The sequence below is a fragment of the Gracilibacillus sp. JCM 18860 genome (assembly GCF_055395245.1).
Window position 1 is genome coordinate 1,682,736 of record NZ_AP043868.1, and the last position, 20,762, is coordinate 1,703,497.

21 protein-coding genes and 1 riboswitch are annotated in these 20,762 nt (G+C 38.6%); all 21 genes read right to left on the bottom strand.

Annotation, left to right across the window (positions count from 1 at the left end):
• Window positions 1-80 precede the first annotated feature (80 nt).
• The 21 genes from ACZ5R4_RS08655 to ACZ5R4_RS08755 all read right to left on the bottom strand — a co-directional run bounded on the left by ACZ5R4_RS08655 (window position 81) and on the right by ACZ5R4_RS08755 (window position 20,718).
• Window positions 81-923: a class II fructose-bisphosphate aldolase gene (locus tag ACZ5R4_RS08655; protein ID WP_109985827.1), complete on the bottom strand. Its 843-nt coding sequence runs from the start codon at window positions 921-923 to the stop codon at window positions 81-83.
• A gap of 14 nt (window positions 924-937) precedes the next feature.
• Complete coding sequence (locus ACZ5R4_RS08660) at window positions 938-1,324, bottom strand: tetratricopeptide repeat protein (RefSeq protein WP_109985826.1); 387 nt, start codon at window positions 1,322-1,324, stop codon at window positions 938-940.
• A gap of 12 nt (window positions 1,325-1,336) precedes the next feature.
• The gene (locus ACZ5R4_RS08665; RefSeq protein ID WP_109985825.1) at window positions 1,337-2,620 is read right to left on the bottom strand and encodes a PTS sugar transporter subunit IIC; all 1,284 of its coding nucleotides are present in this window, start codon (window positions 2,618-2,620) and stop codon (window positions 1,337-1,339) included.
• 19 nt (window positions 2,621-2,639) lie between these two features.
• Window positions 2,640-2,930 carry a PTS sugar transporter subunit IIB gene (locus ACZ5R4_RS08670; protein WP_109985824.1) on the bottom strand — a complete coding sequence of 97 codons (291 nt, stop codon included), beginning with the start codon at window positions 2,928-2,930 and terminating at the stop codon, window positions 2,640-2,642.
• A gap of 13 nt (window positions 2,931-2,943) precedes the next feature.
• A complete protein-coding gene (locus ACZ5R4_RS08675) occupies window positions 2,944-3,936 on the bottom strand; it encodes a 6-phosphofructokinase (protein WP_109985823.1) in 993 nt (330 codons plus the stop codon).
• Window positions 3,933-4,376, bottom strand: a complete 444-nt coding sequence (locus ACZ5R4_RS08680; protein ID WP_464368355.1) for a PTS sugar transporter subunit IIA — start codon at window positions 4,374-4,376, stop codon at window positions 3,933-3,935. Before ACZ5R4_RS08680 ends, ACZ5R4_RS08675 begins: the two co-directional genes overlap by 4 nt.
• Window positions 4,373-6,325, bottom strand: a complete 1,953-nt coding sequence (locus ACZ5R4_RS08685; protein ID WP_464368356.1) for a BglG family transcription antiterminator — start codon at window positions 6,323-6,325, stop codon at window positions 4,373-4,375. The genes ACZ5R4_RS08680 and ACZ5R4_RS08685 overlap by 4 nt, the downstream gene beginning before the upstream one ends.
• Window positions 6,326-6,630: 305 nt before the next feature.
• Window positions 6,631-7,884, bottom strand: coding sequence for a phosphoribosylamine--glycine ligase (purD, locus tag ACZ5R4_RS08690; RefSeq protein WP_054860927.1), 1,254 nt, complete (start codon window positions 7,882-7,884; stop codon window positions 6,631-6,633).
• Between the two features lie 110 nt (window positions 7,885-7,994).
• Window positions 7,995-9,530 carry a bifunctional phosphoribosylaminoimidazolecarboxamide formyltransferase/IMP cyclohydrolase gene (gene purH / locus ACZ5R4_RS08695; protein ID WP_277678903.1) on the bottom strand — a complete coding sequence of 512 codons (1,536 nt, stop codon included), beginning with the start codon at window positions 9,528-9,530 and terminating at the stop codon, window positions 7,995-7,997.
• Between the two features lie 2 nt (window positions 9,531-9,532).
• Window positions 9,533-10,111 (bottom strand): phosphoribosylglycinamide formyltransferase, encoded by a 579-nt coding sequence (gene purN / locus ACZ5R4_RS08700; protein WP_054788019.1) that lies wholly within the window; start codon window positions 10,109-10,111, stop codon window positions 9,533-9,535.
• Entirely contained in the window at window positions 10,104-11,132 is a 1,029-nt protein-coding gene (purM, locus tag ACZ5R4_RS08705; protein ID WP_464368357.1) for a phosphoribosylformylglycinamidine cyclo-ligase, read from the bottom strand. Before purM ends, purN begins: the two co-directional genes overlap by 8 nt.
• A gap of 161 nt (window positions 11,133-11,293) precedes the next feature.
• Window positions 11,294-12,706 (bottom strand): amidophosphoribosyltransferase, encoded by a 1,413-nt coding sequence (purF, locus tag ACZ5R4_RS08710; RefSeq protein ID WP_277678901.1) that lies wholly within the window; start codon window positions 12,704-12,706, stop codon window positions 11,294-11,296.
• Window positions 12,682-14,910, bottom strand: coding sequence for a phosphoribosylformylglycinamidine synthase subunit PurL (gene purL / locus ACZ5R4_RS08715; RefSeq protein ID WP_464368358.1), 2,229 nt, complete (start codon window positions 14,908-14,910; stop codon window positions 12,682-12,684). The genes purF and purL overlap by 25 nt, the downstream gene beginning before the upstream one ends.
• Window positions 14,894-15,577 (bottom strand): phosphoribosylformylglycinamidine synthase subunit PurQ, encoded by a 684-nt coding sequence (gene purQ / locus ACZ5R4_RS08720; RefSeq protein ID WP_054788021.1) that lies wholly within the window; start codon window positions 15,575-15,577, stop codon window positions 14,894-14,896. Before purQ ends, purL begins: the two co-directional genes overlap by 17 nt.
• Window positions 15,574-15,825, bottom strand: a complete 252-nt coding sequence (gene purS / locus ACZ5R4_RS08725; RefSeq protein ID WP_054788022.1) for a phosphoribosylformylglycinamidine synthase subunit PurS — start codon at window positions 15,823-15,825, stop codon at window positions 15,574-15,576. Before purS ends, purQ begins: the two co-directional genes overlap by 4 nt.
• Complete coding sequence (purC, locus tag ACZ5R4_RS08730; protein WP_277678899.1) at window positions 15,822-16,535, bottom strand: phosphoribosylaminoimidazolesuccinocarboxamide synthase; 714 nt, start codon at window positions 16,533-16,535, stop codon at window positions 15,822-15,824. Before purC ends, purS begins: the two co-directional genes overlap by 4 nt.
• A gap of 13 nt (window positions 16,536-16,548) precedes the next feature.
• On the bottom strand, window positions 16,549-17,844 hold the full coding sequence (purB, locus tag ACZ5R4_RS08735; protein ID WP_464368359.1) for an adenylosuccinate lyase: 1,296 nt from the start codon (window positions 17,842-17,844) through the stop codon (window positions 16,549-16,551).
• Between the two features lie 11 nt (window positions 17,845-17,855).
• Window positions 17,856-18,986: a 5-(carboxyamino)imidazole ribonucleotide synthase gene (gene purK / locus ACZ5R4_RS08740; RefSeq protein WP_464368360.1), complete on the bottom strand. Its 1,131-nt coding sequence runs from the start codon at window positions 18,984-18,986 to the stop codon at window positions 17,856-17,858.
• Window positions 18,973-19,464 (bottom strand): 5-(carboxyamino)imidazole ribonucleotide mutase, encoded by a 492-nt coding sequence (gene purE, locus ACZ5R4_RS08745; protein WP_054788023.1) that lies wholly within the window; start codon window positions 19,462-19,464, stop codon window positions 18,973-18,975. Before purE ends, purK begins: the two co-directional genes overlap by 14 nt.
• Before the next feature lie 318 nt (window positions 19,465-19,782).
• Window positions 19,783-19,881, bottom strand: a riboswitch (purine riboswitch).
• Window positions 19,882-19,964: 83 nt separating this feature from the next.
• Entirely contained in the window at window positions 19,965-20,132 is a 168-nt protein-coding gene (locus ACZ5R4_RS08750) for an NETI motif-containing protein (RefSeq protein ID WP_245902402.1), read from the bottom strand.
• The gene (locus ACZ5R4_RS08755) at window positions 20,119-20,718 is read right to left on the bottom strand and encodes a DUF5698 domain-containing protein (protein WP_054860919.1); all 600 of its coding nucleotides are present in this window, start codon (window positions 20,716-20,718) and stop codon (window positions 20,119-20,121) included. The genes ACZ5R4_RS08750 and ACZ5R4_RS08755 overlap by 14 nt, the downstream gene beginning before the upstream one ends.
• Window positions 20,719-20,762 lie beyond the last annotated feature (44 nt).

A 20,762-nucleotide genomic window follows, 5' to 3' on the forward strand; every position in this document is an offset into this window, starting at 1 on the left:
CAAAAAGAAAGCAACCTAGCTTTCAAGACCAAGATTGCTTTCCTCCTGTAAATAATTTGAATATTATGGTATACTATTGTTTACATAAGTTGGAACAGTTTTGATTTCTCCATTACAATATCTTTTATTCTATTATTGGCAGGTAATAGAAGCTTCCTTAAAGAAGTTAATGGCGTGGCAGTAGAGAATGTTTTATTAACTTCTTCAATATAAGATTTGTTCAATTCTGTTCCAACGTTTATTTTTTTCATACCTTGGGATACACATTTTCTCATGTCATCATCCGAAACTCCTGTACCTCCGTGAAGCACTAATCCTACATCATTCATATTAGTAGAAAGCTCTGCTAATAATTCGAAATTTATTTTCGCTTTTGATTTATATTGACCATGTGTCGTTCCTATCGCAACAGCTATAGCATCCACTCCTGTTTCTCTAACAAAGGTATAGGCATCGTCAGGATTAGTATATATGGCATCTTCTTCAGCTACTACCATACCATCCTCCGCTCCACCGATCGTTCCCACTTCCCCTTCTACCGAAACATTTCTTAATCTGGCATAGTCTGTTACAATTTTGGTGTTTTTAATGTTGTCATCAAGATTTAAACTGGATCCATCATACATAACCGAAGTATACCCTGCATCGATTGCTTCTTTTAGAAAATCAATCGATTTACAGTGGTCCATGTGTATACAAACATCTAATTCCAATCTATTGGATAGTGTTTCCATACTTGATACGAGTAAATCAAGCCCTATATACTCAGCAGTTCCAGGTGATGTCTGAATAATAATAGGTGCGTTCAATTCTTTTGCACCTTCTAGCATCGCTGGCAGCATTTCTAGACAATGTACATTAAAAGAGCCTATCGCCCTTTTTCCTTCATTTTCTTTAAATAATTGATCTAAGCTTTTTAACATCGTTGTACGCCCTCCTACATGTTTCCCCTTATCGTGTCTTTTGTTAGCTTCATAAGGTCATCTGATTTCTGTAAATATACCTGGACCTTTTCACGATCACCTTCTTGAGAAGCTTCTTTCCGTTTAATATTGTAAAGTTTAACTAAATCCGTAAAAGCTTTCCCTAACGTCTTTCTTTGTTCAATACTTTCCTCATAATACTTAATCGCATTATCGTAATCTTCTTTTTCAAAATATAAACTGCCAAGCATATTTAAGATGTGGGTAGGATCTTCACTCTCGTTTTTTTCTAGCTTTGATAAATAATTATCTATTTGCTCTGTGAGATGCTCTTTTTTTACTTCTTTCTGCACTTCTGATTTCACATTGTTTTCTTTCTTATTCCTTTTAAAAAATGGCATCGACTTCCCCCTTTATCCAAATAAATTCATGATCGGATGAATTAACCATTCAAAAAATAGTCCCGCTGTCACGGTATCCACATCTGTTGCTGTTGTATTCACAAATCCAAGGTTATTAAAATGTGGAACTAATAGTGCTGGGAGCAAAGTAATAAAAAATCCATGCGCGATACCACCGATTAATACACCTCTTTTTCCACCAACTGCATTCATAAAGATACCCGCTGTTCCTCCGGCAAAGAAATTAGTTAACATTCCAGGTAAAATCATTGCCAAGCCAAACCAAGGTAAAACAAACATTGCAATCACTGTACCTATCGTTGTCGTAATGAATCCTGCCGTAACCGCATTTGGTGCATATGGGAATAATACAGGACAATCTAATGCTGGCTTTGCATCGGGAACTACCTTAAGAGCAATTCCTCTAAATGCAGGCACGATTTCTGCTAATAATAACCGAACACCAGCAAGTAATACATAAACTCCTACAACAAATTGCACAGCTTGCAAAAAAGCGTAGACAATATAATTTACATCACCTGACAGCTCTGATCCGAATTCAGCACCGGCAAAGATGGCAGTAATAACGTATAACGGTACCATTACAATTGCCACGGAAAGATACGTATCGGATAAGAACCCTAAACCTTTTGGAAATTTAATATTTTCTGTAGAGTCTGAATTTTTTCCGGTAATTTTTGAAACCCCTGCTGCAAATATATATCCAATTGTACAAAAATGACCTAAGGCTATATCGTCTGTTCCAGTAACTTTTCTTACTATTGGTTGTGCTATAGCAGGCATAGCCACAGCGAAAATTCCGCCTACTAAACCACCAACAAGTATTAATCCTAGCCCGCTAAACCCTGCAGCACTACCAAACACAGTTGTCATTGTCGCCATCCACAATAAAGCTTGCCCTGTTAAGAAGATATATTTCCATTTCGTAAATCTAGCCAAAATAATATTAAAAAGAAAGATCGCTAAAAAGGTTAAGGCAATTTGATTTCCCAACCCTAAATCATTCATTGCTTGTCCGTTAATGGCTTCAATTGATGGCACGATTCCTTCCATACCAAAACCTTCAGAGAATATATCACCAAAATATAGTAGTGAACCAACAATGATCGATGAACCTGCCGATAATACAAGAAAGCCTAGCATTGTCTTAAAACTGCCTGACAGTATTTCACCAAAAGGCTTTCGTTGTAATAAGAGTCCAGCAAATGCAATTAATGCTATGGTGATAGAAGCCTGTGTTAGGATGCTATTAATAATAAAATCAATGACTCCCATATATGATAACCCCCTTTGTTTATAGTGCTCCCTTTGCCTTTAAAACGGGTACTAGTTTTTCTTGAATTTCCTTTTTGTCTACAAGACGATCTAGGAAAATCAGGTCCACTTGTAAATCATATCTTTGAAACTGTGATTCAAAATTCTTACCTGAAATAATAATGTCAGCTCTTGTTCCTGCAGCTGATGAAATATCTGAATGATCGACAGATGCTTTAACTCCGATATCTTGCAGGACACTTTCCACACTCATTTGACAAGCAAAGCTACTACCTAAGCCTGCCCCACATACGACTAATATTTGTAACATATTCTCACCTCCTTTAATGGATTATCTTGTTATATTGTTTAGCAACTTCAACTGTTTGAGGATGCAACCGATTTAATTGTTTTCTGATTTCTTGAAATGATATCGCCTGTATATGATCATTTTGTACCCCGACCATCACACCAAATTGGTTATTTGTCACATAATAAGCTACCTTTGCCCCTATCTTTGCTGCAATCGATGCATCCTTAAAAGACGGTCTACCTGCTCGAATATAAAAGCCAACTATTGACTTTCTCACTCTAATACCGGTTCCTTTCTCGATGGCTGCTGCGATTTCAAACGATACACCTTGATTCCCGGATTGATAGTTGTTATCTTCATAGGCAGATTCTGAGCAAACGATTATTAAGGATTGCTTTTGTTTTAATTTTTTTTGGACATTTTTTACGATTACATCCTTTTGTGTGGCGTATTCTGGAACGATTGCTAAATCTCCGGCACCTGCAATTGTACTTTCTAATGCCAGATTACCAGCATTCCCCCCCAACACCTCGACCATAAAAATCCTCCCAGGCATATTAACAGCAGTGTCGTGAAGCCCGTATAACAGATCCATCAATTTATTAAGTGCTGTATCAAAACCAATACTATAATCACTGCTAATTACATCATTATCTACTGTCATTGGTACAAAAATTGTGTTTGTACCTTCTTGGTGAAGTAATTGTGCTGCCTTCTGAGAACCATTTCCACCACACACAACTAAGCAGTCAAATCCTTCAGTCTTCAATTTTCGGTGTAGCCTCTCTCTTCCTTCTTGTGTATAAGGGAGATTGCTTCTGCCTGTCTGAATATAATGGATACCATCAAGTGATTTATTATCAACAAATTGTGGTGTTAAATGAATAGGGTCATTGCTGAGGATACCATTATATCCACCGTGAAAACCATATAGATTAATTTGCTGATGATTTGCAAGCATATAAATGGTCGAATTAATACCTGCCCCATCCCCACCACTTGTAATTAGGGCGACCTTTTTCATGAGAGATCATCTCCTATTAGATTATTTAAATCGGCTAATGATGTCATAGATGATATTTTATCTATCAATCCGTTTTCTACAATTTTCACTATTATTTTAATAATTTCGAGATGCTTTTCATTATCTGTTGCTGAGAAGCTAATCATAATCTTGACTGGTGCTGATATGTCTTTAAAATATACTGGTGTTTTTAATGTTAATAGACTCATCCCCACCTTTAATGCCCCATTTTCTGGTCTGGTATGAGGGATGGCTATACCTGGTGACAAAACGATATACGGTCCATATTTTTTTACATTGTTAACTACTTCTGTTGCATAATTCTCTGTAACTAATCCATTCTTCCTTAATAATGCAACACTCTTATATATCGCATCCTCCCAATCCTTTACCTCCACATTAAATTGGACATTATCCTTGGTGAAATATGTTTCGGTCATAAGCTTTTCTCCTTGTACTTACTTAAATTTCTAATAAAGTCATCATATTCATAAGTTGATATTAAATTTGTTATTCCAAATTCTTCTATAAGAAAATGATAGAGCTGTTTGAATATAACTTCCCATGTCTTTTGTTTATCCTTTGGTACACTTAAGACGATCACCACTTGCACCTTTTCTCTATCCCAAATAATCGGTTTATTGAGAATGCAGACAGCAATGCTAGTCTCTTGCATACTATTATCTAGCGGATGGGGAATGGCAAGTAGATTACTAAGCTCTGTTGAAGCCATCCTTTCTCTTGCATATATAGATTGTTTTGTATAATCATCAATGTAATGCTTAGCATGCATAAGTGTTGTAATGTAGCTTAGAACTTCTTCTTTGGATGACAGGTCTATATTTTTCACAAAAAGATCCCTTTTGAAAATATTGCCAAATTCAATTACATCTGATTCAAGCCTATCTTCCATCACTTTACGCTTAATCAGTGATAAATCATGGTGACTCAGGATTGGACTAACCGTAAAAATTTTATCAGACTCTATATCAATTGGTACCGTTGTAACCACTATATCTACTTGATCTAACAAGGGTTGGTTAAATTCTGTTAAACTGATCGTCTCTACCACACTTACCTGACCTCCATAATAATTTAATATTTTCTCCCTTATTAGTGATGCGGTAGCAAGACCTGAGCCACATACAATCAGAATTTTCTTAATATCTTGATTATTTAACCCTTTTTTCTCTAAAGCTACTCCAAAATGAATGGCTAGAAATCCTATTTCATTTTCATCAATGTCTAAATTGGTTAGTTCACTAATTTTTCCACTAGCAATTGCAGCAAGCTGGAATGCAAGCGGGTAGTTATTTTTGATGCTGTTCAACACTTCATTTCTCATGTTCATTTGATACTCAATTCGTTTTAGGGCGATACTTAAATGGATGATTAATCCTTCAATCAGCTTCTGATCACCACTGAATTGAATCGATGTTTTTTCTTTAATTTCATCAAGTACAGTGTCTAGCATGTTGTTCATTCGTTTATATTCTTGAACATCTATGTCTTTCCTATATAGTCTGCTACTGGCAAGAAGAAGCTGTGTGATATAAAATATTTCTGGCTCAATATTGATGTCTAATGTTGCTTTTATCTGTTGAATAATTTCATTGGCAACTTTGTATTCTTTCGTAGCTTGCAAACTTTCCGTAAGATTCAGCTGATAGTCTAATTGTCTGTTGTTTAGATATCTTCTTATCGTTATTTCGATGTGAATAATGAGGTTTTCTAGTGCTACATCTGTTAATTTCAGCTGATTTCTTAACAATACGTGCAAAGTGATGTCCTTTAACCGTTTAATCTCGTTATCAGGAAAAAGATCATTGTACACACCAATACTTTGATGATTGAATAAATATTGAGAAATACAATATCTTATTTTATCCTCTTCTCCTGTAACTTTGATGCCCTTAAATCTATCTGTTACAAGCTCTAATCCATAATTTGAGAGCTTTGCTTTAACTAGTGAAAGATAGCTCTTTAACGCGGACAGACTGATAAATAACTCTTCTGCTAACTCCTCTTGATATACACTAGTGTCTGTTAAGCAATTCATTAGAATTTGTTTAATAATTTGCTCTCCTACTTCATCATTTTCCAGCCTGTGAACATTTTTAACTGGGTGGTTTTGAATGATGGATATATGATCGGCGTATAAATTTTCAAAAGCAGCCTCCTCCCATATTTGGAGTTCATACCCCTTTCCTTTGTGTGACACAATTTCTGCACCATACTTAGAGATGGTTGCATTCAAGCTTTTCATGTCATTTCTGATCGTTCTTGTTGTAACCTCTAACAGCAAGGAAAGACTTTTCCCTGTTTGCACCCCCTTACTGTTGCGTAACAAATGAAGAATTTCTACCTCTCTTTTACTTAGTAGCTTCATAATTCATTTGCTCCTTTCTGTTTTTATTATAGGTAAGTGCTTACATTTTATTAAGCTACACTTTTTCCTCTTTAGCGGAAACATCTTTGATTTAAATTATACGCTATTTGTAAATGGACACTTTTGGCTTTAATAGGATTAAAAAGCATTGTGTCCATATTCAACCTTCTATACAGTTTCTTGTCAGTTCAAAAGTTTCCCGATGTCATACTTGATTTCGCTCATACTCATAGTGGCTTGTCATTAGCTTTGCAGCACGCATAAAAAAACCACAAAGATATCTTTGCGGTTTTTTGGACTAGTTATTATTTTATAAATCCAATATCCTTGCGATAAAAGAATGCATCTGTTTGATCGAATTTTTCGAGATATTGATAGATTTGCTGTTGTGCTTTTTCAGGAGTATCTTGTATAGAAGCTACTAGGAGAACACGACCTCCTGTTGAATGAAAATTACCATCTTCTGAGCGTTCTGTACCAGCATGGATGACATAAACTTTGTTGTCATTTTTTAAATCTGGGAGTGTCACATTTTTTTCATAGGCTCCTGGATACCCTTTAGAGGCTACCACCGTTCCAATCGCATAAGCATCCTTCCATTGGAGCTTTGGATCTTTTCCTGCGGTAACGTCTTCGATAACTTGGATAAGATCATTCTCTAGTAATGGTAAAACAACTTGAGTCTCTGGATCACCGAAGCGTGCATTGAATTCAATAACCTTCGGACCTTCTTTTGTTTCAATTAATCCACCATATAGTACGCCTGTATAGGTTCTACCTTCTTGCTTCATTCCTTTTGCAGCTGGTTTCAAGATTTTGTCTACAGTAAATTCAACATGCTTTGGATCTAGATCTGGTACTGGTGAGTATGCTCCCATTCCACCAGTATTCGGTCCTTTGTCATAATCATAAGCTCGCTTGTGGTCACGCGCAGGAATCATTGGATAAACATTCTCACCATCCACAAATGCGAACAAAGAGAATTCCTTACCATCCAAGAATTCCTCGATGACAACTCGACTACCAGCTTCACCAAAGCGATTACCTACAAGCATGCTTTCTACAGCATCAAATGCCTCTTGCTCTTCCATTGCGACTACGACACCTTTTCCTGCTGCAAGTCCATCTGCTTTAATCACAATAGGTGCACCTTCTTGTTTTATGTATGCTTTTGCTTTCTCTATATCCGTAAACGTTTGATATTTTGCTGTAGGAATATCGTATTGTTGCATAAATGCTTTGGCAAAATCCTTACTTCCTTCAATGATTGCAGCAGTCTTCGTTGGACCGAATATCTTCAAATTCTTTGCGCGAAAGGCATCGACAACACCAAGAGTAAGAGGAATTTCTGGCCCAACAATTGTCCAGTCGATTTGGTTTTCTTCTGCAAATGCGGCTAATTCCTGAATCGCATCATCTTTAATTGGGACACAGGTGGCATCCTCTGCAATACCACCATTTCCTGGTGCAGCAAAAATTTCCGTTACCCGTTCACTCTCTTTTAACTTTTTTACAATGATATGTTCTCTTCCACCACTGCCAATTACAAGTACCTTCATCCAATCACTCCCTATAATTTATATGCATAGGCTTTGTTAAAAAACTTAAATTCCTTTTTATGATGCTTCCTATATGAAAGGATTCCCAAGTACTTGGGAATCCTTGTTTCTTAATGCTTAAAGTGACGCATCTTAGTAAATACCATCGCAATTCCGTGTTTATTACATTCATCGATAGAATCCTGGTCACGTTTGGAACCACCTGGTTGGATGATTGCTTTAATTCCTGCTTTTGCTGCATTTTCAACCGTATCCGGCATCGGGAAAAATGCGTCTGAAGCAAGCACAGCACCTTTAGCCTTGTCACCAGCTTGTTCAAATGCAATGGCTGCAGCACCAACCCGATTCATCTGTCCTGCCCCTACGCCAACTGTTTGATTATCTTTTGCTACTACAATCGCATTGGATTTCACGTGCTTCACAACATTCCATGCAAATAGTAGATCATCGATTTCCTCTGCATCTGGTTTTCGATCTGTCACTACTTCTAAATCATCAGCAATCACACGTCCATTATCACGATCCTGTACGAGTAATCCACCAATGACACTTACCACTTTTTTCGAATCATCTCTATTCACTTCCATTGGTGTTTCTAATAAACGAATGTTCGGCTTTACGGTTAAAATTTCAAATGCTTTCTCTGAAAAGCTTGGAGCGATGACGATTTCTAAGAAAATATTCTTTAATAGATTGGCCGTTGCCTCATCCACTTCACGATTCAATGCTACAATGCCACCAAAAATAGAAACTGGATCCGCATCATAGGCCTTTTGGAATGCTGATTCAATGCTAGAACCAATTCCAACACCACAAGGGTTCATATGTTTGACCGCAACGGCTGCTGGTTGCTCATCGAAATCTAGCACAATTTCTAAAGCTGCATTGGCATCCTGGATATTATTATAAGAAAGCTCTTTTCCATGTAATTGTTTCGCATTCGCAAGGGATGCGCCTTTAACATTCCCTGTTTTGTAAAAGGCAGCCTTCTGATGAGGATTTTCTCCATAGCGAAGGGTTTGCACTTTTTCAAATGTTTGGGTGAAGGTTTCGGGATCCTCCTCACCAGTAATATCCACAAAATAATGAGCAATCATCGCATCATAATTGGCCGTATGACGGAAAACTTTTGCTGCTAATGTTTTACGAAACTCTACCGTACCACCATTATTGCCAAGCTGTTCTAAGACAGCATGGTAATCGTCTGGGTCAACAACCACTGTTACATCACGAAAGTTTTTGGATGCTGCACGAAGCATTGTTGGTCCACCAATATCGATGTTTTCGATCGCATCTTCTTCTGTTACATCTGGCTTAGCAATCGTTTCTTTGAACGGATAGAGATTCACTACTACGACATCAATTGGAGCAATATCACGTTCTTCTAGCTGCTTTACATGGGAGTCTTCATCTCTTCGAGCCAGAAGCCCTGCGTGGATGTACGGATGGAGTGTTTTAACACGTCCATCGAGAATTTCCTCGAAATTGGTTACGGCAGAAACCGGTAATGCTGGAAGACCAGCCTCCTTTAATGCCTTTAACGTTCCACCTGTTGAGATTAATTCATAGCCTAATTTGTCTAAGCCCTCTGCAAATGGAATTAAGTTACTTTTATCAGATACACTTAACAATGCACGTTTTTTCAACATTATTCCCCTTTCAAAATCAGTTGTTGTATCGTTTCTGGGTAGAGCTTGTGTTCTACTCTTTGAATGGCTTGCTGCAGATCCTCTTGTGTCATTCCTTCTTTGATATGAACAGCATCTTGGGCGATGATTTTTCCAGTATCCATTCCTGAATCAACATAATGGATCGTCACACCGGATACCTTCACACCAGCCGTAAATGCTTGTCCAACCGCATCAAGTCCTGGAAAGGCTGGAAGCAATGATGGATGAATATTAATGATTTTACCTTCAAATGGTGCTAATAAGGTGTTACCGATCAAACGCATGTATCCCGCTAAGATGATCCAATCAATTTCTTTTTCCTGCAATACTTCGACTATTTTTGCTTCAAACATTTCCTTACTTGCATATTGCTTTGGATCAAATACAAACAATGGTGTTTGGTTTACTCTTGCTTTGTCTAACACCTTTGCATTCGGTTTATCACAGACGAGTAATACAACCTCTGCATCTAGTTTACCATTTTGAGTTGCTTCGATGATAGCATCATAATTGCTTCCAGTGCCTGATGCAAAAACAGCTAACTTTGCTTTACTCATTTGTAAAACTCACCCCAGATTCATTCGTCACCTCACCGATAATATAAGCTTTTTCTCCGATGTCTTCCAATAACTGAAGTGCCATATGTGCTTCGTGATCCTCTACGATGATCGCCATACCAATTCCCATATTAAATACACCATACATTTCGGTTAATGATAAATCGGCTTGTTTTTGTAAATAAGAAAAAATGGCTGGTACTTCCCAGCTACCTTCTTCTAGCTTCACACCTAAATTTTTAGGAAGTGCACGTGGAATATTTTCATAGAATCCGCCACCTGTTATATGGCTAATTCCTTTAATCGTTAAGTCTAACTTAAGCTGTTGTATGGCTTTGACATAAATTTTGGTTGGAGTTAATAAAGCTTCACCAAGAGTAGATCCTAGCTCTTCAATTGTTTCATTCAAATGTAAGCCATTCTCATCTATTATTTTTCGAACTAATGAAAAACCGTTAGAGTGGACGCCTGATGATGGAATACCAATGATTTTATCTCCAGCTTGAATATCCTCACCTGTAATAATTCTTTTTTTGTCCGCCATTCCAACGACAAAGCCTGCTAAATCATATTCCCCTTCATCATACATTCCAGGCATTTCAGCAGTTTCTCCACCAATAAGTGCTGCATTGCTCTGTACACAGCCATTGACTATTCCTTTGACGATTTGCTCTATTTTTTCTGGCTCATTTTTTCCACAAGCAATGTAATCAAGGAAAAATAACGGGTCTGCGCCTTGTACAACAATATCGTTCACACACATCGCGACAAGATCCACTCCAACTGTATCATGTTGATCTAGGGCAAATGCTAGTTTCAGCTTTGTACCAACACCGTCCGTTCCAGAAACTAGAACTGGTTCCTCATATGAAAAATTACTCAGATCAAATAATCCAGCAAACGCACCAACTCCTCCAATTACTTCAGGACGATTGGTTTTAGCGATATGTTTTTTCATTAAATCGACAGCCTTATAACCAGCGTGGACATCGACTCCAGCGTCTTTATAAACATCACTCATCGTCATACTCCTTTAATATTAGAGGGCAAATGAATAGCTATAAGAAACCCGTCACTTTTATACATTTACCCGCCATTTTTTTAATTTTTTTCGCCACTCTTGGGTAGTTTCCCGCCACTTTTCTGTTTATTCCCGCCACTTATGAGCAGTTTTCCGCCACTTTAGTCTTTATAAGCTGGTATAACCGTGTCAGGATATATCTCTGTTGGATAATTTCCGGTAAAACATGCTTGGCACACACCATGATCCTTTATATCACGGTCAGCAACGATCGATGCTTCTAATCCTTCTGTTGATAAAAATGCAAGGCTATCTGCACCGATGATTTCACGGATTTCTTCGATAGAGTTATGAGATGCGATTAATTCCCCTTTTGTCGAAGTATCAATCCCATAATAACAAGGATTTTGAATTGGCGGTGAAGCAATTCGAACATGGACCTCTGTCGCACCAGCTTCCTTCAATAACCGCACAATTCTACGACTGGTTGTTCCACGTACAATCGAGTCATCGACCATCACTACACGCTTACCTTCAACAATACCACGAACGGCAGATAGCTTCATTTTCACCCCTTGTTCGCGTAGCTCTTGAGATGGTTGAATAAAGGTACGACCAACATAGCGGTTCTTAATAAGGCCGAGTTCATATGGAATACTTGCTGCTTCAGAGAAACCAATTGCTGCGGAAATACTGGAATCAGGTACACCTGTCACCACATCTGCTTCTATCGGTGCTTCTAATGCAAGCTGTTTTCCCATTGTTTTTCTGCTTGCATGCACATTTAATTCATTTAAGTCACTGTCTGGTCTTGAAAAATAGACATATTCCATTGAACATAATGTTCGCTGTAATGGTGAGGTGAATTGGAACGAACGAAAACCTTCTGCATCGATAACAATTAATTCACCAGGCTTTACTTCGCGTTCATATGTTGCACCAATTAAATCAAAGGCGCACGTTTCTGATGCGACGACATACGCATCACCTAAACGACCAATGGATAAAGGACGCAATCCTCGTGGGTCCAAACCGATAAACATTTGCTCCTCAGTTAGAATCGAAAAAGCATAGGCTCCTTTTATCATACTAAGCGCAGAACCAATCGCTTCTTCTAAAGGTACATTTCCACTCCGCTTAATTAAATGGGCAATAACCTCCGTATCAGAAGTAGTCTGTAGAATGCTTCCTTGTGCTTCGAGCTGACTCTTCAAAGCATGGGCATTTACCAAATTGCCATTATGAGCCAAAGCCATACTATTTTTTTGAGAACGGAACACAAGTGGCTGAACATTTTCAAAGCCTCCACCACCTTGTGTTGCATAACGTACATGGCCAATGGCAGCATGTCCTTTTAATGAGGAAAACTTGTCCTCTGAAAAAACGTCATTCACAAGCCCAACGCCTTTGTGAACATGGAGCTTCTTCCCATCAGTTGTGACAATTCCAGCCCCTTCTTGTCCACGATGCTGTAGAGCATGAAGACCGTAATACGTCATTTCTGCTGCTTTTTCATGTCCCCAGACAGCAAATACTCCACATTCCTCATTTAAGCCTTTGATTTCAGCAAGCACGGGATAGCTCCTTTCCACAATTGTTGTAATTCTTCCACATCTTCCTGCATTATTTCTTCTCCATTATTAGTTATTACTAATTTCCCATTATGAGATACCGATCCAATCCATTTCGCATCTGCCACTGCTTTCTCAAAAGCTTCACGATTTTCTTTGTTCACAGATACTAAGAAACGAGATTGAGTTTCACTAAATAATCCTGCAGTTAAATCGCCCTCAACCATGATTGTTGCACCAAACCCTTTTTTAGTAAATAGACTTTCCGTAACAGCTACAGCGAGTCCACCTTCTGCTAAATCATGTGCAGACACGACTAAACCTGCACGAATGGCTTCTAGTAATTGGGATTGACGTTGTGTCTCTATATCTAAATCAATGGTAGGTGCTTTGCCGAAGTATTTCCCCTCGAGTATATTCTGCAGTTCACTTCCACCGAATTCTGCTGATGCTTCCCCTATCACATAAATTAGATCACCATCATTTTGGAAATGGGATGGAGTAATATGAGAAAGTGATTCATGTAAACCTACCATTCCAACAATTGGTGTCGGAAAGATCGCTTGACCGTTTGATTCATTATATAAGGATACATTTCCACTAATAACTGGTGTATCGAGCTTTGAGCAAGCTGTACTCATTCCATCTACACTTTTTTCCATTTGCCAAAAGTTTTCTGGTTTATCTGGATTTCCGAAATTCAAACCATCCGTGATCGCTAACGGCTTTGCACCAGAACAAACGATATTTCGTGCCGCCTCGGCCACAGCAATTTGTCCACCAACCTCTGGGTCTAAATGAATATAACGAGAATTACAGTCAATGGTCATCGCTAGTGCTTTGTCATAGCCACGTACTCGAATAACGGCAGCATCAGACCCAGGAGAGAATACCGTATTTGCTTGTACCATGGAATCATATTGGTCATAAACATATTCTTTACTTGCAATGGTTGGCTGTTGCAATAGCTTTCGAAGCATTGCGGCATAATCGTCTATGACCGGTTTATATGAAGGCATGCTTTGATTTTCTTCATAAAAAGCGGGTACCTTAGACTCTTTATAAAAAATCGGTGCATCCTCTGCTAGACTATCAACAGGGATATCTGCAACCACTTCACCTTTGTGCAATAGACGGAATTTTTTATCATCTGTTACCGTTCCAACCGCTACCGCTTCTAGTCCGTATTTTCTGAAAATATCGACGATCTCCTGCTCTTGTCCTTTTTTCACACATAAGAGCATACGCTCTTGAGATTCAGAGAGCATCATTTCATATGCTGTCATATTTTCTTCACGCTGTGGGATTAAGTCTAGATTCATTTCCATTCCCATTCCAGCCTTACTTGCCATTTCACTAGCAGACGATGTTAACCCTGCTGCCCCCATATCCTGAATACCAACTAAAGCATCTGAATGAATGACTTCCAAACATGCTTCAATTAATAATTTTTCCATGAATGGGTCCCCGACCTGTACGTTGGAGCGTTTGCTTTCAGAGTCTTCTGACAGATCCTCAGAAGCAAAGGTAGCCCCATGAATACCGTCACGGCCTGTTTTAGACCCAACATACATAATGGTATTACCAAGACCTGCGGCAATTCCTTTTTGAATATCCTTTGTATCAATTAATCCGACACACATAGCATTTACTAGAGGATTCCCTTCATAACTGTCATCAAATTGTACCTCTCCACCGACAGTTGGAACCCCAACACAATTTCCATAACCAGCAATTCCATGTACCACTTCTTCGAATAGATATTTCACTCGACCTGTATTTAAATTACCAAAACGTAAGGAATTCAGAGAAGCAATCGGACGGGCTCCCATTGAGAAGACATCACGAATTATACCACCTACACCAGTTGCAGCTCCTTGATATGGCTCCACTGCTGATGGGTGATTATGACTTTCTACCTTAAACACGACACCCTGTCCATCTCCAATATCGACAACACCTGCACCTTCCCCAGGTCCTTGAACTACCTGCTTACCTTCTGTAGGGAATTTCTTCAATAAAGGCTTTGAGGTTTTATAGCTACAATGCTCTGACCACATAACAGAGAAAATTCCAATCTCCGTAAAATTCGGGCGACGACCCATAATTTCTTTAATCATGTCGTATTCTTTATCTGTTAAACCCATTTCACGGTAGACTTTATCTTTTTCTACCAATTCTGGGGTGATTTCAGGCGCCTGCAACATAATTTTCCCTCCAGTTCGCTAACATTGATTGGAATAGTTTCAACCCATCAGCACTGTTTAATAATGCTTCCACTGCACGCTCCGGGTGTGGCATCATGCCAAGTACATTCCCTTTCTCATTTGTGATTCCTGCAATATCGGCTACAGAACCATTTGGATTAGTTTGATAAGTAAACACAATTTGATTATTTTCTTTTAATCTAGCAAGCGTTGCTTCATCACAATAATAGTTTCCTTCATTGTGAGCGATTGGTACAGAGATGACTTCTCCTTGCTTATACTCACTTGTGAAAATGGTCTGATTATTTTCTACGACTAAATTCTCAAAATGACACATGAATTTCAAATTCTTATTACGTAACATGGCACCTGGTAATAAACCTGATTCTAATAAAATTTGGAAGCCATTACACACTCCTAGGATGGGTACACCAATTTCTGCTTGTGTTTTTAACTGTGTGACAATATCTGACGTCGAAGCAATGGCGCCACATCGTAAATAATCCCCATAAGAGAAGCCACCAGGAATCAAAATGGCATCATAACCATCAAGCTTGGCCTCTTGGTACCAAACTAATTCGGCTTCTTCTCCAAGTGCATCCTTGGCTGCATAGTACATATCTCGATCACAGTTGGAACCCGGGAACACTACAACAGCAAACTTCACTGTGTAACACCCTCCTCCACTGTGTATTTATAATTCTCGATAACTGGATTGGCTAATAGCTTGCTGCACATTTCTTCAATTTGGTGTTCAATATTGGCGTCATCAGCAACGGTTAGCTCTAAATATTTCCCCACACGTACCTCTTCGATATTTTCATAGCCTAATGTATTTAAAGATCCTTGTACCGCTTTACCTTGAGGATCTAAGACACCCTCTTTTAATGTAATATGCACCTTTACTAATTTCATTGTATTGCCTCCAGTCTAGTTAATATTTGATCATAGACAGATATGAGATCACCTAGGTCCTCTCTGAAAACATCCTTGTCCATTTTTTCTCCTGTTCTTACATCCCATAAACGGCACGTGTCAGGACTTACTTCATCCGAGAGTATAATTTCACCAGTTTGATTGCGACCAAACTCTAATTTGAAGTCAACAAGCTGTAGATGGATTTCTTTGAAAAAAGCTTGCAATTTTTCATTGACACGAAGTGCCATTTGTTTAATTTGAGCTAACTCATCCTCTGTAGCATCTGTTAGAAGTAAGGCGTGGCTATCACTAATAAACGGATCGCCTAGCTCGTCTTTTTTATAATAAAATTCAACAAGTGGTGGATGAAAGGTCGATTTCTCCTCTATTCCAAGTCGGCGAACAATACTTCCCGCTGCTACATTGCGCACTACTACCTCTAGGGGAATAATTGTTGTTTTCTCTACTAATTGTTCTGTTTCATTTAATGCTTCTTTAAAATGGCTGTTCACGCCATTTTTCCGGAGATATTCGAACACTTTAGCAGAGATTAGATTATTGTAGCGACCTTTGCCTTCAAAGTTTGCCTTTTTCTCTCCATTAAAGGCTGTTGCATCATTTTTATAGGATAGGACGAGTAATTCATCGCTATCCTTTACTGTAAAAACTTGCTTTGCTTTTCCTTCATATAACAGCTTGTCCTTCATTCTTACTCACTCCTTATGCTAAGCCGATTTTTTTGAAAATTTGATCAACATTTTTCAAATGATACGTATAATCGAAGCAATCGTCTAATTGCTCCTTTGTCAATGTGCTCGTAATTCGTTCCTCCTTCTCAATCAACTCACGGAAAGGAGTAGCTGTTTCCCATGCTTTCATGGCATTTGGTTGAACCATATCATAAGCCTCTTCACGGCTCATTCCTTGATCAATCAAGGAAAGCAGCACACGTTGTGAGAAAATAACGCCATAGGTTCGGTCGATATTGCGCTTCATATTTTCTGGAAATACGGTTAGATTCTTCACAATATTACTAAATCGATTGAGCATATAATTGAGTGCAATCGTAGCATCTGGAAGGATGACACGCTCTGCAGATGAGTGAGAAATATCACGTTCATGCCATAATGATACATTTTCATAGCTTGTCATCATATAACCACGAATGACACGGGCCATTCCCGTCATATTCTCCGAACCGATCGGATTCCGTTTATGTGGCATAGCAGATGAACCTTTTTGACCCTTCGCAAAAAACTCCTCCACTTCACGTGTTTCTGTTTTTTGTAATCCACGAATTTCTGTAGCGAATTTTTCAATGGATGTGGCAATCAAAGCGATTGTGGACATGTATTGTGCGTGTCGATCACGCTGTAACGTTTGTGTTGATACAGGTGCAGGAGAAAGCCCTAAGTTTTCACACACATATTTTTCAACAAATGGATCAATGTTTGCATATGTTCCCACTGCTCCAGAAAGCTTTCCAGTTTCCATAACCTTTGCTGCAGCATCAAATCGTTCGAGGTTTCGCTTCATTTCTTCATACCATAGTGCCATTTTCAAACCAAAGGTTGTCGGCTCTGCGTGCACACCATGCGTACGTCCCATCATGACGGTGTGTTTATGCTCGATTGCTTTTTCCTTTAAGATATCAATAAAGCGAACAATATCCCGGCGAATAATTTGATTCGCTTGTTTTAGCATATAAGATAAGGCTGTATCGACAACATCTGTTGAAGTTAGTCCATAATGGACCCACTTACGCTCTTCTCCTAATGTTTCCGATACAGCACGAGTAAAGGCAACGACATCATGACGCGTATCCTGCTCAATTTCAAAAATTCGTTCGACATTAAATGATGCATTTTCTCTAATTTTTTGGACGTCCTCCTTTGGGATAAATCCGAGCTCACTCCATGCCTCACATGCTAATATTTCTACCTCTAGCCATGCCTTAAAACGATTTTCATCAGTCCAAATCTTACCCATTTCCTCACGTGTGTAACGTTCAATCATCTGACTTCCTCCTAATTCGATTCAATTAACTTTTTTTCTACTAAATCATTATATATGGTTAAAGCATTGTCCCCAATAAAGGTTGCATGTCCCATTTTTCTTAATGGTTTATTTTCTTCTTTACCGTACATGTGCACGTGTGCTGGAGTTAATTCGTCCATTTTACGGAAAAAAGGTTCTATATCCTTACCTAGTAAATTAAACATCACTGCTCCACCATGTGCATAAACCGGGATTAGTGGTAGTCCACAGATTGCTCGAATATGCTGTTCAAACTGTGATACATTACATGCCTCGATCGTATAATGTCCTGAGTTGTGTGGCCGAGGGGCCAGTTCATTAATCAATATCTCATCCCCTACCACGAACATTTCGATAGCAAAAGTTCCCACAACACCGATTGTTTCCGCAATGGCCTTTGCTGCCTTTTTAGCTTTTTCAGCAATATGACCTGCTACTCGAGCTGGTGCGATCGTTGCATGTAATATATGATCGCGATGAATGTTCTCTGCAACTGGGAAATAACTGATATCCCCTGCTTGTGACCTTGTAAAAACGATAGAGATTTCTTTATCAAATGGCACCCATTTTTCTACGATCAATCGATCTGTTGCAGACAGCATTTCTGATGCTTCCTTTATATCCCGTTCATTGGTTAATTTGACTTGTCCCTTTCCGTCATAGCCTCCGCGACAGGTTTTTACTACAGAAGGATAGCCAAGCTTTTCGACTGCCTTCTCTAATTGTTGTACTGTTTGTACGATTGCAAATTCAGCAACAGGCTGGTTGCTGTCTACCATTGCCTTTTTCTCTAATTCACGATCCTGAGTCACCTTTAGAGAATTGGCACCCTGTGGCAAAATCCCCTTTGCTTCTAAAAACTCTGCTGCTGTTAAATCGACATTTTCAAATTCATAGGTAACAACGTCACATTTCTCAGCAAGCTCCTTTATGGCATTCATATCGTCATATGCTGCGACAATTTGTCCACCTGAAACTTGTGCAGTTGGGCAATTAGGAGTTGGATCTAGTACAATCACATGGTAACCCATATGCTTTGCGACGGTAGTCATCATTCTGCCAAGTTGTCCTCCACCGATAATACCGATCGTTCGTCCAAATAATAATCTATTGTTCTGCAAGTTCTTCCCTCATTTCTGCTACCTTCTCGCGCATCTGTACTTGATAATTTGCTAATGTAGCTGCCACTTGTTGATCAAATGCCCCAATCATTTGTGTAGCTAATATCCCTGCATTCTTAGCACCAGCCTTACCAATGGCAACTGTGGCAACCGGAACACCACCTGGCATTTGTACAATGGATAATAATGAATCAAGACCGTTTAAGCTTTTGGTTTGGACAGGAACACCAATGACAGGCAATGTCGTTTTGGCAGCAACCATACCTGGCAAATGTGCTGCCCCACCAGCACCAGCAATGATTATTTTTAAGCCCTTGTCTCTTGCATTTTCTGCATATTGAAACATATCCTCTGGGGTACGGTGTGCAGAAATCACTTCTTTTTCATAGGAAATACCTAATTCATCTAATACCTCACATGTATGCTTCATCGTTTCCCAGTCGGAGATGCTCCCCATTATAACTCCTACTTGTGCCATACTTTCCCCTCTTTCTTCTATATTTAAGTACATTAGAAAAATCTCGCATTCGCTCGTCCTTTGGCGAATGCCTAGTTTTGCTTATACTTGTCACCTTAAAATTTCAACTACGTCGAAAGCTACTGTGTAGAAATTTTATACTTTCCTAACGTAAAATAAAAAGCCTATTCGGTCTCCTCCTGTAATAAGAGAAGATGAATAGGCTGAAGTGTAACTTTTTTGCCATTTAATCTCGTTTCTTTTACAGGTTAGATGCTCATTCATTTTTCCGAACATTTCGTTCCTTATCGATCACCCCGTAAAAGCAAACTCCTAACGCTTTTTTACATCTTCCCTCATAGTCCATCTTTTACGGTGATGGGTAGAAACTCTTGGGCCATATTCCCAAATTATATGAGGTCATCATTTTCAATTGTAAGATTTTTTAACTCTACACATATGATAACAAGTCCATTTCCCTCTTGTCAATAAAAAATCGAACGTTAATTAACATAATTAAATTAACGTTCGTGTTTTGACAAAATGGCTTCAAATTGTATGATTCGATCAATTGGTTGGATTTTGCTACCTACCTCTTCAAAGATCGGCTTTTCTATTCTTCTAATCGGTTGATAGCCCTCTTGCTTTATCCGTTCTAAACAGCTAGCAATGGTTTCATTTTTCTTCACTTGAAAGTATTTCTTCTGATTGTTTTTGTTCTTCTTTTTCGATACTTTTTCTGATCTTCCCCTTTCTTACTTGCTTCACCCAGAAGCCTCCGTGAATTTGCTTCGGTTCGTAAGCAATAATAAATGCTTTGGGATCAATAGATTTAATTGTTTCATAAAGATGAAGCTCATATTTTCTTGGTGATAGTATTTGCATTGATAAACGGTCACCATCCATTCCATAAGCATACCAGCTGGTGACGCCATAGCCTTTTGCTCTGAGCTGTTTCGTAAAGGAAATGTCTGGATTCGATGAAATAACATTAACGGTAATATAACCAAGTGCCAGTTTTTCTTCAATCATTGACCCTATTATCACACCAAGTCCATAGCCTAGCCCATAAGCAATTAGATTTTGTATTTCTCCAAGATTATCTAACACTAACCCAAGTCCGAGGGTATAAATGACAATTTCAAATGTACCAATCGTTCCCGCAATATATCTTCTTCCTTTTAATGTAAGAATAACACGTAATGTCGATAAGGATACATACACGATATTAATAGCCATAATAATCGTAACCATTATAAGTGCATTTTCTAGCATAAAAATACCTCCTTAAAGGAACAGGATCATTTCTCTAACATAAC

Coding starts and splice junctions, on each gene's coding strand:
- ACZ5R4_RS08655 (WP_109985827.1), bottom strand. CDS start 923: ATGTTAAAAAGCTTAGATCAATTATTTAAAGAAAATGAAGGAAAAAGG.
- ACZ5R4_RS08660 (WP_109985826.1), bottom strand. CDS start 1,324: ATGCCATTTTTTAAAAGGAATAAGAAAGAAAACAATGTGAAATCAGAA.
- ACZ5R4_RS08665 (WP_109985825.1), bottom strand. CDS start 2,620: ATGGGAGTCATTGATTTTATTATTAATAGCATCCTAACACAGGCTTCT.
- ACZ5R4_RS08670 (WP_109985824.1), bottom strand. CDS start 2,930: ATGTTACAAATATTAGTCGTATGTGGGGCAGGCTTAGGTAGTAGCTTT.
- ACZ5R4_RS08675 (WP_109985823.1), bottom strand. CDS start 3,936: ATGAAAAAGGTCGCCCTAATTACAAGTGGTGGGGATGGGGCAGGTATT.
- ACZ5R4_RS08680 (WP_464368355.1), bottom strand. CDS start 4,376: ATGACCGAAACATATTTCACCAAGGATAATGTCCAATTTAATGTGGAG.
- ACZ5R4_RS08685 (WP_464368356.1), bottom strand. CDS start 6,325: ATGAAGCTACTAAGTAAAAGAGAGGTAGAAATTCTTCATTTGTTACGC.
- purD (WP_054860927.1), bottom strand. CDS start 7,884: ATGAAGGTACTTGTAATTGGCAGTGGTGGAAGAGAACATATCATTGTA.
- purN (WP_054788019.1), bottom strand. CDS start 10,111: ATGAGTAAAGCAAAGTTAGCTGTTTTTGCATCAGGCACTGGAAGCAAT.
- purM (WP_464368357.1), bottom strand. CDS start 11,132: ATGAGTGATGTTTATAAAGACGCTGGAGTCGATGTCCACGCTGGTTAT.
- purL (WP_464368358.1), bottom strand. CDS start 14,910: ATGTTGCAGGCGCCTGAAATCACCCCAGAATTGGTAGAAAAAGATAAA.
- purS (WP_054788022.1), bottom strand. CDS start 15,825: ATGAAATTAGTAAAGGTGCATATTACATTAAAAGAGGGTGTCTTAGAT.
- purC (WP_277678899.1), bottom strand. CDS start 16,535: ATGAAGGACAAGCTGTTATATGAAGGAAAAGCAAAGCAAGTTTTTACA.
- purB (WP_464368359.1), bottom strand. CDS start 17,844: ATGATTGAACGTTACACACGTGAGGAAATGGGTAAGATTTGGACTGAT.
- purE (WP_054788023.1), bottom strand. CDS start 19,464: ATGGCACAAGTAGGAGTTATAATGGGGAGCATCTCCGACTGGGAAACG.
- ACZ5R4_RS08755 (WP_054860919.1), bottom strand. CDS start 20,718: ATGCTAGAAAATGCACTTATAATGGTTACGATTATTATGGCTATTAAT.